Source organism: Hyphobacterium sp. CCMP332 (assembly GCA_014323545.1).
In the GTDB taxonomy this organism is placed as follows: domain Bacteria; phylum Bacteroidota; class Bacteroidia; order Cytophagales; family CCMP332; genus CCMP332.
In genome coordinates this window covers 2,635,896-2,647,995 of record CP058647.1, presented here as the reverse complement: position 1 = coordinate 2,647,995, position 12,100 = coordinate 2,635,896, and the positions used below count along the sequence as shown (strand labels likewise).

The 12,100-nt window shown below is 39.2% G+C and carries 11 protein-coding genes; 8 read left to right on the top strand and 3 right to left on the bottom strand.

The window, feature by feature from the left end; all coding sequences use genetic code 11:
- Positions 1-31: 31 nt before the first annotated feature.
- Complete coding sequence (locus tag HZR84_11580) at positions 32-670, bottom strand: hypothetical protein (GenBank protein ID QNL22553.1); 639 nt, start codon at positions 668-670, stop codon at positions 32-34.
- Here HZR84_11580 and HZR84_11575 point away from each other — a divergent pair.
- Genes HZR84_11575 through HZR84_11555 form a run of 5 tightly spaced genes read left to right on the top strand, consistent with a single transcriptional unit; the run spans position 582 to position 6,700 of the window.
- A complete protein-coding gene (locus HZR84_11575) occupies positions 582-1,955 on the top strand; it encodes a histidine--tRNA ligase (GenBank protein QNL23250.1) in 1,374 nt (457 codons plus the stop codon). The two genes, HZR84_11580 and HZR84_11575, sit on opposite strands and share 89 nt — an antisense overlap.
- Positions 1,952-3,457 carry a histidine ammonia-lyase gene (hutH, locus tag HZR84_11570; GenBank protein ID QNL22552.1) on the top strand — a complete coding sequence of 502 codons (1,506 nt, stop codon included), beginning with the start codon at positions 1,952-1,954 and terminating at the stop codon, positions 3,455-3,457. Before HZR84_11575 ends, hutH begins: the two co-directional genes overlap by 4 nt.
- 3 nt (positions 3,458-3,460) lie before the next feature.
- Entirely contained in the window at positions 3,461-5,341 is a 1,881-nt protein-coding gene (locus HZR84_11565; GenBank protein QNL22551.1) for a gliding motility-associated C-terminal domain-containing protein, read from the top strand.
- Positions 5,342-5,353: 12 nt separating this feature from the next.
- The gene (locus HZR84_11560) at positions 5,354-5,677 is read left to right on the top strand and encodes a YbaB/EbfC family nucleoid-associated protein (protein ID QNL22550.1); all 324 of its coding nucleotides are present in this window, start codon (positions 5,354-5,356) and stop codon (positions 5,675-5,677) included.
- A 9-nt stretch (positions 5,678-5,686) separates the two neighbouring features.
- Positions 5,687-6,700, top strand: coding sequence for a glycosyltransferase family 2 protein (locus HZR84_11555; protein ID QNL22549.1), 1,014 nt, complete (start codon positions 5,687-5,689; stop codon positions 6,698-6,700).
- On the opposite strand, the gene HZR84_11550 is transcribed toward HZR84_11555, so the two are convergent.
- Positions 6,697-6,915, bottom strand: coding sequence for a PspC domain-containing protein (locus tag HZR84_11550; protein QNL22548.1), 219 nt, complete (start codon positions 6,913-6,915; stop codon positions 6,697-6,699). The genes HZR84_11555 and HZR84_11550 overlap by 4 nt on opposite strands.
- Positions 6,916-7,046: 131 nt before the next feature.
- Between HZR84_11550 and HZR84_11545 the strand changes: the two genes are divergently transcribed.
- Both HZR84_11545 and HZR84_11540 read left to right on the top strand, forming a co-directional pair.
- Positions 7,047-8,843 (top strand): hypothetical protein, encoded by a 1,797-nt coding sequence (locus HZR84_11545; protein QNL22547.1) that lies wholly within the window; start codon positions 7,047-7,049, stop codon positions 8,841-8,843.
- Positions 8,844-8,954: 111 nt separating this feature from the next.
- Positions 8,955-9,935, top strand: a complete 981-nt coding sequence (locus HZR84_11540; GenBank protein QNL22546.1) for a pyruvate dehydrogenase complex E1 component subunit beta — start codon at positions 8,955-8,957, stop codon at positions 9,933-9,935.
- 72 nt (positions 9,936-10,007) lie between these two features.
- Here the strand turns inward: HZR84_11540 and ffh are convergent, their stop codons facing one another.
- A complete protein-coding gene (gene ffh, locus HZR84_11535) occupies positions 10,008-11,336 on the bottom strand; it encodes a signal recognition particle protein (protein QNL22545.1) in 1,329 nt (442 codons plus the stop codon).
- A gap of 107 nt (positions 11,337-11,443) precedes the next feature.
- Here ffh and HZR84_11530 point away from each other — a divergent pair, with 107 nt between their 5' ends.
- Positions 11,444-12,091, top strand: coding sequence for a response regulator transcription factor (locus tag HZR84_11530; GenBank protein QNL22544.1), 648 nt, complete (start codon positions 11,444-11,446; stop codon positions 12,089-12,091).
- Positions 12,092-12,100: the final 9 nt, after the last annotated feature.

Sequence of the window (12,100 nt, the reverse complement as noted above, 5' to 3'; positions counted from 1 at the left end):
GGGTTTTAATTGTGTGGATCAAAATCTAATTCTATTCTTTAGATTCTGGCTTAGTTTCTTTTTTCTCAGCCTTTGGCTTTTCTTCTTTTTTTGCTTCGGCTTTTGATTTTGCACTTTTCTTTGCTTCCGCCTTAGGCTTAGCTTCTTTCTTAGGTGCAGCTTTTTCTTCTATCTTAACGTCTGCAGTTTTCTTTGCTTTCGGAGCTTCTTCCTTCTCAGGACTTACTTTAACTTCCGGGCTTGTTTTAGCCTCAACTTTAGTTTCTTTTACCTCCGCCTTAGGCTCTTCTTTCTTTGTTTCCTTCTTTGCTGGTTTTGATGCAAATTCTTTCTTGATTTCCTCTACATCTACTTTTTTGATAACAGGCTGAAACTGCAAATGCTTTAGCTTTGCGTTTCTTGTTTTAGATCTTACTCTTAACCTTGTTTTCTTTGTGCTGAATCCGCTCATTATTGATCCTTTAATAAATTGAGGCGCAAAGGTAAAATTTTCTTTTGATTTCCGGCAAATTTCTTTTGGATAAATACTTAATTTATCTGGCAAAGGGGCATTAATTTTATAATTTCGCCTGCATAAATTAATTATTCTGAAAGCACCAGGTACACCAAAGGGTATGAGGGACTTTTCTCCCGAAACAATGCAGAAGCGGGCATATATTTTTGATGCCATTCGAATGGTATTTGAAAAATATGGATTTCAGGCACTGGAAACCCCAGCAATGGAATCATTGAGCACTTTAACAGGAAAATACGGTGATGAAGGCGATCAGCTTTTGTACAAAGTCCTGAATTCCGGTGATTTTCTTCATAAAAGAGGAAATTTATTGGTCAATGAATCAGATCTAGAAAAAGGAGAAAAAGTCGTAGCGCCTAAAATAACTGAAAAAGGATTACGCTATGATTTAACCGTTCCTTTTGCCAGGTACGTCGCCGGCAATTACAATGAATTGCCCATACCATTTAAACGCTATCAAATACAACCCGTATGGCGGGCTGACAGACCGCAAAAGGGGCGTTACAGAGAGTTTTATCAATGCGATGCGGATGTAATTGGAACCCATTCTCTTTTCTGCGAAGCGGAGATCTTTATAATGATAGAAGAGGTGTTTAAAAAATTAAACATCGGAGATTTTCAAATTCTGGTAAATAACAGGAAGTTACTCGATCAGATTGCAAAAAGTGTTGGCTCAACCAACAGCAATTCTTTTTTTACAGTTTTAGACAAACTCGATAAATTGGGAAAAAATGTTGTCATTGATGAATTTGCTAAGATGTCTTTTTCAGAAACACAGATTTCACGAATAAAAGATCTGATAGACATTGAAGGTTCAAACAGCGAGGTTCTGGATTCCATAGCTTCATATCTTGATAATGCAGATTCAGAAGGTCTTGAAGAATTACGGGAAGTCTTAGACTTGCATTCAAAGCTCGGTGGCAATTCAGAATTGATAAAAATACAGCCTACACTGGCCAGGGGGCTTGGCTATTATACAGGAACGATCCTTGAAGTAAAGGTCAATAATGTGCAAATAGGGAGTGTTTCGGGCGGGGGGCGTTATGATGACCTGACCGGTATTTTTGGCTTGCCCAATGTAAGCGGAGTTGGTTTTTCTTTTGGTGTGGATCGCCTTTTTGATGTAATGGAGGAATTAAAACTCTTTCCAGAAAAAATTAGCAAAACGACGGATGTTCTGATTGTCCATTTTGATAAAAAAGGCTTTGAAAAGGGTCTGAAAGTAATACAACAACTGCGCAGAGCAGGTATTGCAGTAGAACTCTTTCCCGATACTGGAAAACTCAAAAAACAATTGCAATACGCAAACAGAAAAAATATCCCATATTCGATTATTATTGGAGATGAAGAGTTGGCTAAGGAAAAATGGCAATTAAGAGATATGGAAAGCGGCCAGCAGCAATTAATGAGTACGGAAAAAATTATTGAAAAACTGAAATGAGCGATCATTTTATAATAAAACCTGTTAAAGACAAATCACTCAGGGATCTTGAAAAGATTGTTGACAGCGCACAGAATTTAATACTCTCTGATGAATCCAAAAGGAAAATTCTCAATTGCAGGACTTTTCTCGAGGAAGAAATACTCTCTTCTAAAAAAACAGTTTACGGGATTAACACCGGATTTGGGTCGCTCTGTAATAAAGTAATCAGTGAGGAGCATCTGGAGGAATTGCAAGTTAATTTGGTGCGTTCGCATGCATGCGGCACCGGCGACATTATTTCTCCTGAAATTTCAAAGCGAATGCTTTTGCATAAAATCATCTCGCTCTCCTATGGCAATTCAGGTACCACGCTGGATCTTGTGGAGTTTTTGGTTGCCATGTACAACCGCGATGTTATACCTGTGGTTTACGAAATGGGTTCATTGGGAGCTTCAGGAGATTTAGCACCCTTGGCTCACCTGGCATTGGCGGTAATTGGCGAAGGAGAAGTTCATTATGAAGGAAAAATTCAAAAAACAGAAGTCGTTTATAAAAAACTAGGCTGGGAAGCCCATGCCCTTGTGGCCAAAGAAGGCCTTGCCATATTAAACGGAACACAATTTATGAGTTCTTTCGGTGCTTTAGTGACAAATAAGGCATTTGAACTTTTTAAATGGGCGAATCTTATTGGCGCCATTTCCCTGGAAGCATTTGACGGCAAACTTGAACCAATGCATCCACTGGTGCATAAATTGAGAAACCAGAATGGGCAAATTATCGCTGCAGAACAAATTCGATCTATTCTTTCGGGAAGCGATAATGAAAGCAGAGCTAAAATATATACACAAGACCCCTATTCATTTCGGTGCATGCCTCAGGTTCACGGTGCAAGTTATGATGCATTTAAATATTCAGAGGATATATTTAGCCGCGAGCTAAATGGTGTAAACGATAATCCAAATTTTTGTCCCGAGGATAATATTATTCTTTCAGGAGGAAATTTTCACGGGCAACCTTTGGCATTGGCATTGGATTTTATAGCGATAGCTATTGCGGAACTGGGAAGTATTTCTGAGAGAAGAACATTTCAATTATTGAGCGGTCAGAGAGAATTGCCCGATTTTTTGATTGATGAACCGGGCCTCCATTCAGGTTTAATGATACCACAATACGTGGCAGCAGGAATTGTGAGTCAAAACAAACAACTCTGTACTCCGGCATCAGTTGATTCCATTTCATCTTCTAACGGGCAGGAGGATCACGTGAGCATGGGAGCCAATGCGGCCTCCAAGGCATTGAGGGTTTTAGAAAACAGTCAAAGGGTCTTGGCCATAGAACTCATCAATGCTTCACAGGCATTTTATTTTAGAACGGATTATAAAAGCTCAGCTTTGGTTCAAAAGGTTTTAAGTGACTTCAGAGCAGAAATACCAATTCTCAAAGAGGATCGTTATTTGCATAAGGACATAAAAAAAGCCATAGAATTCCTTAAGTCATATCCAATTGATGAAATCGTTTAAAAATTGAAGTTTTTTATTTCAGTAATTTTTATTCTTTTCGTTTTTCAGGCAGAAGCGCAAAACCTATGTTTTACAGCTGACGTCACCAGGGGTTGTGCACCTTTGGATGTCAGTGTTATCAATTGCTCAAATGGTGTTCCCCCGGAATCCATTTTGTATAATTTTGATTACAATTTAGGTGATCCCATAAGTGGAAACCCGGATACTTTTTTCACTTACACCAATCCCGGGTTCTATACCCTTATACAAATAGGAAATGTCAATGGCGTTGCAGACACTTCTCTAAGAATTAATTATATCGAAGTTCTCCCATCTCCGGAACCTCTTTACAAGGCCTCCAGATGTGATTCAAATCGTGTTGTGATAGAGATATTAAATGATCAATACGAGGAATATTTTATTTATTGGGGCGATGGAAATTCGGATACCATTTCAGGACTGAGTAGCATTTCCTATAAATACACATCTCAGGGAGCGAAAACAATAAGTATCAAAGGAAATTATGTGCCGGGCAATTGCGGAGACAGTATTTCATTTATGGTGAATACCCTGGATATTGTTCCCGAACCCTTGCTGAACAATTTTGAATACAGCATCACAGGCAATTCAGATAGTATAAGTTTTGATTTTAACACCACAGAAAGTGTTGACTACATCCTTGAACTGAGCCCTGATACATTAAGTACATACAATTCCATCAACAGTTTTACTTCAACAGGAGCACCATTCATTTATATGGATAGCAGTGAAAACGGTTATTGTTATAGATTGAGAACAAGGGACGCCTGCTTCAATGAAAAAATGTCAGAGACCATTTGCAGTGTAAAACTCGATGCTGAAGCCTTTAATAATGAGAATATTGTATCCTGGAACCCCTATCCTCTTCCTGTAAATATTATCCGATGGGAATTATTTAAGAATCAACAGAGCTATTCACAATACAATCCAGACTTTCAGCAAACCATTGTAACAGACACGCAAATAATTTGTAATCAGGAATACTGCTATCAATTGGAAGCGGAATTATTTGGTGGCGTTCGTTCCTTATCAAATGAGGTATGTGTCAGAGGATTATCGCTGGATACCCCTTCTGCCCCAAGATTATTTAATGTGAGTATAGAAAACAATGCAACGCAAATGGATTGGATAGCCGATTCCCTGGCAGAGCTCTATCTATTGCGCCGGGGTTTTACGAGAACCGATATTTTTGATTCCACCGTACAAAATTCATTTAGTCTTGAAGCTCCAATACAGGACCAACCAAGGATTTGCTATTCCATGGATTTTTATGATGCCTGCAGAAATTTATCAGAAAACACGGGCATTCACTGTCCTGTTGAAATAGTAGTAGAAAACACCGAAAACGAAAACAGGTTGGTTACATGGCTGGCCTATCAGGGTTGGTCATTTGGTGTCGAGCGTTATGTACTGGAAAAACTGAATGAAAATAACATTGTCTATTTCTCAGAAGAATTTGATAATACGGCAAGAGAGTATCTGGATATAGGGGTAGATACAACTTTACAAAAACTCAGATATAGAATAAAAGCAATCTCAGAGGGGCCGGATTCTTTAATAAGCTATTCTTTAATTTACGAAATTGAGCAAACCTTTAAGCTTTTTTTTCCAACCGCATTTTCACCAAATGGAGACGGTTTAAACGATGTTTTTGAACCCATTGGCCTCTTTGCCGACGAATATGAACTTATAATCTTCAACCGATGGGGTGAATTAATATTTGCGACAAAAGATTACAATGAGGGCTGGGATGGCACCATAAATGAACGAGATGCGCCTGAGGGTGTTTATGTATACAAGGTAACTGCAATAGATGAGCTCGGTAGAAGCTTTTCAGAAAAAAGTACCGTAACTTTGACCAGATAAAGAATTTATATTATGGATATGTCATCAATTTTTGGAAAAGTAAAAGAGCTTCAGGAAAATATGAAAGAAGCCCAGGACAAAATTGCTGAATTAAGAGCCGAAGGAGAATCAGGTGGAGGAATCGTAAAAGCAACTGTCAATGGTAAAAAACAAGTCCTGAAGATTGAAATTGATCCAGACATCATATCTAAGGATGACAAGGAGATGATCGAGGACCTCAGCGCTGCCGCGGTAAATAAGGCCCTTGAAAATATTGATGTCAAAATTCAGGAAGAAATGAAAAAAGTCACCGGTAACCTGCCTAATATTCCAGGATTTAAATTTCCCGGAATGTAATTTCCCCCTATGACAGGATCAAATGTTGCAGTGGTCATCCTGAATTGGAATGGCCTTCATTTTTTACAAAAATTTATTCCGGGAATTGTCAGAAACAGTGCCGAGGCACAAATAGTGCTTGCTGATAATGCGTCTACCGACGATTCAATCCCCTGGCTCGAACAAAATTTTCCGCAGGTACAAATCATCCGGTTCAAAACCAATCACGGTTTTTGCAAAGGATATAACGAGGCTTTTAAACAAATTGATAGCGATTTTTATGTTTTGCTCAATTCCGATGTCGAGGTTGGAAAAAACTGGCTTTTGCCACTAATTGAAACATTTAATTTGGATAAATCCATTGCTATTGTTCAACCAAAAATCAAATGGCAAAAAAACAAGGTGATATTTGAATATGCCGGTGCTGCCGGAGGATTTATTGATAAATACGGATATCCATTCTGCCGTGGCAGGATATTAAATAATCTTGAAAAAGACAAAGGGCAATACGATAACTCAGGTGATATTTTTTGGGCTTCAGGCGCATGTTTAATGATTCGATCCGAAGTTTATCACAAAATGGGCGGTTTGGATGAAAATTTCTTTGCTCATATGGAAGAAATTGATCTTTGCTGGCGGGTATTAAACAATAATTATAAAATTAAATACGTGGCCGAAAGCGAGGTGTACCATATTGGCGGTGGAACACTTCCAAAATCCAATCCCAGAAAAACCTATTTGAATCACAGAAATAGTCTTTTTCTCCTTTATAAAAATTTACCGGATTCCATTCGTGGGAAGAAAATACTGATTAGATTATTGCTTGATGGCCTTAGCGCAATTATTTATCTGTTGCAATTTCGTTTTGGCGACGTCCGCGCCTTGTTAAGAGCCCACCGCGATTACTATAAAATGAAATCGGGATTGCAAAGATCAGAGCAGAAAAAGAATCCAAATGAGTTGAAGGGTTTTTATGATAAATCCATCCTCTTTGATTACTTCTTAAAAGGGAGGAGAAAATTTTCGGATTTGGACTCCTTTTAGAAATCCCAGATAGTGGAGCTGCTTTTTCTTATGTAAGCTTTAAAATCTTTTAGAAAAGCCAGGATCAAATAGATCAAAACGGGTGATCCGAAAGTAAGAAATGAAGCATAAATAAAGAAAAGCCTTACCGAAGTACTCGACATACCCAGCTTTTCGGAGATACTTGCGCACACTCCAAAGGCTCTGTTTTCGAAAAATGATACAATACTTTTCATTATTTCTAGTGGTTTCCTGCTATTTTAACGAATAATTAACGGCAAACATCCAAAAAAAGTTATATTTCATTGCAATAATATTAAAATACAGATAATTTCGCAGAAAACTAAAGAAAACCATTATGTACCACATGAAAAAAATTCTTGGTGTATTTGTACTTGCAAGTGCTTTTATTCTATCGGGTTGTTCTTTAAGCCAGATGATTAAAAAGGCTTCAGAGCAAAACTTAACAGTAACACCCTCACCATTAGAAATGCATGCAGACACAGTAGATTTCACCATGTCCGCACTACTACCTGTAAACATGCTTAAGAAGGGGAAAGTATATACACTTAAAACCACATATAAATATTCAGACAAGTCTTTGGCTTTGCCTGATATCGAATTCAAATATGAGGATTATCCCAACCAGAAAACGCAACAACCACAAGTATCCAGGAAATTTTCATTCCCATACAATGAGGAGATGAGAAGAGGAGACCTGGTCATTCAAGGAGAAGCTTCGAGCCCTAATGGCAAAAGCAAATCGACTCCTGAAATGCCTCTTGCAGTTGGTGTCATCACTACATCTGAAATGGTGAAAGATTATCACTATGTAGCATATGCTGCTCATGGTTTTAGCAAAGAGCCAGAAATTCAGAAAATAAATGTTGATTTCTTTTTCCAGCAGGGAAGATCAAATCTTAGAAGATCAGAGCTGAAAAGTGATAGAGGAAATAAATTTGATGCCTATATCGCAGAGAAAAACCTTACCAAAACTGTAACGATAGTCGGTAATCACTCTCCTGAGGGTAGTGAAACTATAAATACCGGACTTTCCAACAGCAGAGCAGAGGTTGTTAAGAAAGAGTACATCAGAAGAATGAAAAGGTACGATTACAAAGACATGGCTGATTCAATCAATTTTGTATTGAAGCCTATCGTTCAGGACTGGTCAATGTTTAAGAAAAAACTGGCTGCAAGCGAGGATTTCTCTAATGATGAAAAAATAGCCATCAACGATGTCATTGATAATGGCGGTGGAGCAAATTTTGTAGAAACAGAAAAAATGCTGAAAAGCAAAATGCCCAAAGTCTACAAAAGGTTGTTTGACAAAATTTATCCGGACTTAAGGGTTGCTAAAACAGAAATCATTCAATTGATACCAAAGAAAACAGATGAGGAAATTGCTGCTTTAGCTGTATTGATAAGAGAAGGAAGTGCTCCAACCGATACTTTGAACGAAGAAGAGCTGGCCTATGCTGCAACTTTAACTGCTGATCTTTCTGAAAAAGAAAAATTATATCGTGCAGCAACTAAAGAAAGTGATAGCTGGCAATCGCATAACAATTTGGGAGCAGCTTTGCTTGAGCGTGCAAAATTGGAAAATGATATGGATGCTAAAATGAAAATGGTAGATGATGCTATCACTCATTTTGATATTTCATTGAATAAAAAACAAAATCCTGAAGCCTATTCGAACAAAGGCCTTGCTGAACTTATGAAGAGTGAAAACAATTATAAGGCGCTTAGCATGTTCACAAGCGGTTTGCAAGCGAGTCCTTCTTCAGTATTGAGCGAAGGAATCAATGCCATGAAAGGTGTGTCAGAAATCAAAGTTGCTAAGTACAACGACGCGGTGAATTCATTTGCCAATGCCAATGAAGATCCTGTGACTGTTTACAATAGCGCTTTAGCACAGTTGTTGAAAAAAGACTTTGGTACTGCCAAAACAGAATTTGACGATGCCATAGCTGCTGATGCAGGCAATGCTCATGCTTATTACGGTGCTGCAGTTACTGCTGCCAGAATGGGCGATGCTGATAATATGGCTAAGCATTTGGCAAAGTCTATTGAGCTTGACTCTTCTTTGAGAGAAAGAGCAATCAATGATCTTGAATTTGAAAAATATTTTGAAACCGATGGTTTCAAAAACGCCATTAAATAATTAGAATTTAATTTTCTGAAGAAGCCCCTGCCTTTTGGTTGGGGCTTTTTTGTTTCTGTCTTTTTATAATTCCATCAATACAGTAATTTAGCGTGCTGAAATAAAGCCAATATGAGAGAAATCCAGTTCAGGGAAGCACTAAGAGAAGCAATGACAGAGGAAATGCGCAGAGATGAAAATGTATTTCTAATGGGAGAAGAAGTAGCCGAATACAATGGAGCCTATAAGGTATCGCAGGGTATGCTGGATGAATTTGGTCCTGAAAGGGTGATCGATACGCCAATTGCCGAGCTGGGCTTCGCCGGAATCGGCGTCGGCGCTGCCATGAATGGCTTAAGACCGATCATCGAATTCATGACCTTCAATTTTTCCCTTGTCGCAATCGACCAGGTTATTAACAGCGCCGCCAAGATGATGTCCATGTCTGCAGGGCAATACGGTGCGCCAATGGTATTTCGCGGTCCCACGGGTAATGCGGGTCAGCTTGGAGCCCAGCACTCGCAGAATTTTGAAAACTGGTACGCCAATACGCCCGGATTAAAAGTAGTAGTTCCTGCCAATCCAAAAGACGCCAAGGGCTTACTCAAATCATCAATTCGCGATGACAATCCGATCATATTTATGGAATCCGAACTCATGTACGGAGATAAAGGTGAAGTACCTGAAGAGGAATACCTGATTCCACTCGGTGAGGCTGAAGTGAAAAAAGAAGGCACAGATGTAACCGTGGTTACGTATGGAAAAATTTTAAAAGTTGTTCTGGAAGCGGCGGAAAAACTTGCCAAAGACGATATAAATATTGAAATCATTGATCTTCGCACCGTCAGGCCGATTGACTACCAAACGGTGGTTGAATCGGTAAAAAAGACCAACCGGCTGGTAATGGTTGAAGAAACATGGCCTTTAGCTTCCATCTCAAGTGAAATTGCATATCACATGCAGAGATATGCATTCGATTATCTGGATGCACCAATTGAACGCGTCACCAACAGAGACATTCCATTGCACTATGCGCCTACGCTGATCGATGAAACACTACCCAATGTTGAAAGAACAGTAAAAGCTTGCAGAAGGGTGCTTTATTTGGACTAATACTTAAGGTGCGGATATAAAAAAAGGGTCGGATAAAATTTTATCCGACCCTTTTTATTAATTGTTCAATTATCAACCGGCAAATGGATTGATCCCTTTCATTTTCTTACCCCCACTCATTTTGTTCATCTTTTTCATCATTTTTCGCATCTCTCCAAACTGCTTAAGTAAATTATTGACTTCCTGAACGCTGGTGCCACTTCCATTGGCTATTCTCTTTCTTCGGCTGCCATCGATTAAATCGGGCTGCTCGCGTTCCTGGGTTGTCATTGAATTAATAATGGCTTCAATGGGTGTAAATGAATTATCATCCACATCGAGGTTTTTAACCATTTTGCCCATACCGGGAATCATTCCCATGAGATCCTTGATATTCCCCATTTTCTTTATCTGCTGGATCTGCGATTTAAAATCATTAAAGTCAAATTGGTTCTTTCGTATTTTGCGATTGAGTTTTTCAGCCTGCTCCTGATCAAAGGCATCCTGTGCTCTTTCAACCAACGATACCACATCACCCATTCCAAGGATTCTCTGAGCCATCCTATCGGGGTGAAAGACATCTATACCATCCATTTTTTCACCGGTTCCTATGAACTTCAATGGTTTATCAACAACCGACCGGATCGAAATTGCGGCACCACCACGGGTATCGCCATCCAATTTGGTCATGACCACGCCGTCAAAATCAATTTTCTTATTGAAAGCCTGAGCCGTATTTACAGCATCCTGGCCGGTCATGGCATCCACCACAAAAAGTGTCTCCGAAGGATTCAGGGCATTTTTAATATTAGATATTTCGGTCATCATGGCTTCATCCACGGCTAAACGACCGGCGGTATCGACAATCAGAACATTCTTACCATTGCTCTTGGCATGACTGAGTGCATTTTTTGCTATTTCAACGGGATTTTTATTGTCTTCTTCGGTATAGACATCCACACCGACCTGCTCTCCAAGTACTCTCAGCTGCTCAATGGCGGCGGGGCGATAAACATCACAGGCCGCCAACAATACCTGTTTTCCCTCTTTCTTGTATTTATTTGCAAGCTTTGCTGAAAATGTGGTTTTACCCGAACCCTGCAAACCGGACATAAGAATAATCCCCGGACTTCCCTGCACATTAACTTCACTTGCCTTCCCTCCCATCAGTTCTGCAAGCTCATCGGAGGTAATTTTAACCAACATCTGTCCAGGAGAAACAGCGTTGATCACTTTTTCCCCAATGGCCTTCTCCTTAATTCTGTCAGTTACTTCCTTGGCTATTTTGTAATTCACATCGGCATCAACCAATGCTCTTCTTATTTCTTTTGTAGTCTGCGCAACGTTTATTTCGGATATTGAGCCCTGACCTTTGAGGCTTTTAAATGCTCCTTCTAAACGCGTACTAAGATTTTCGAACATGCTTTAAAATTTTGGTCTGCAAAAATAATGAATCCATTCTTCAATTATAAATGAAACCTTTTTTTCCATAACTTAGTATTAAGTCAAGCAACCACTAATCCAAAAAAATGATAAACGTTCTACTCGCGGACGATCATAAAATGTTCATGGAAGGCATGTCTTCCCTACTTTCCGATGAAGAAAATATCAGTATCGTCGGACATGCACTCCACGGCAATGAGGTGCTTCAAATAGTTGATAATCACAAAGTTGATCTCATTCTTTTGGATGTCAATATGCCTGACCTCGACGGTATAGAAATCAGCAAACAGGTCAAGATAAAAAGCCCTGATACCAAAATACTCGCCGTAACAATGCACAACGAAGAGAGCTTTCTGACCAATATGATAAAAAATGGTGCTTCGGGATATATCTTGAAAAATACCGGTAAGCTCGAATTAATGGAGGCCATTTCTACGGTAATGCAGGACAAAAATTACTTCAGTAAGGAAGTGACCGAAAATTTACTGCATAGCATGATGCCGGGAGAGAAAAAAACCGCTTCGGCAAGAGCAGAAGAAATAAAGATATCCAGACGTGAAAAAGAGGTATTAAAGCTTATTTGCGAAGAATTTACGACACCGGAAATTGCCGATAAACTCTGTATTAGTTTAAACACCGTGGAATCTCACCGATCCAATTTGCTGACAAAATTGAATGTAAGAAATCTTGCAGGATTGGTAAGAGTGGCCATTAATAACCGACTTATCGACTGATAAATGAAA

Bases quoted from the DNA above. Each gene is read 5' to 3' on its own strand.
- HZR84_11580 (QNL22553.1), bottom strand. From the start codon at position 670: ATGGCATCAAAAATATATGCCCGCTTCTGCATTGTTTCGGGAGAAAAG.
- hutH (QNL22552.1), top strand. From the start codon at position 1,952: ATGAGCGATCATTTTATAATAAAACCTGTTAAAGACAAATCACTCAGG.
- HZR84_11560 (QNL22550.1), top strand. From the start codon at position 5,354: ATGGATATGTCATCAATTTTTGGAAAAGTAAAAGAGCTTCAGGAAAAT.
- HZR84_11555 (QNL22549.1), top strand. From the start codon at position 5,687: ATGACAGGATCAAATGTTGCAGTGGTCATCCTGAATTGGAATGGCCTT.
- HZR84_11550 (QNL22548.1), bottom strand. From the start codon at position 6,915: ATGAAAAGTATTGTATCATTTTTCGAAAACAGAGCCTTTGGAGTGTGC.
- HZR84_11545 (QNL22547.1), top strand. From the start codon at position 7,047: ATGAAAAAAATTCTTGGTGTATTTGTACTTGCAAGTGCTTTTATTCTA.
- HZR84_11540 (QNL22546.1), top strand. From the start codon at position 8,955: ATGAGAGAAATCCAGTTCAGGGAAGCACTAAGAGAAGCAATGACAGAG.
- ffh (QNL22545.1), bottom strand. From the start codon at position 11,336: ATGTTCGAAAATCTTAGTACGCGTTTAGAAGGAGCATTTAAAAGCCTC.
- HZR84_11530 (QNL22544.1), top strand. From the start codon at position 11,444: ATGATAAACGTTCTACTCGCGGACGATCATAAAATGTTCATGGAAGGC.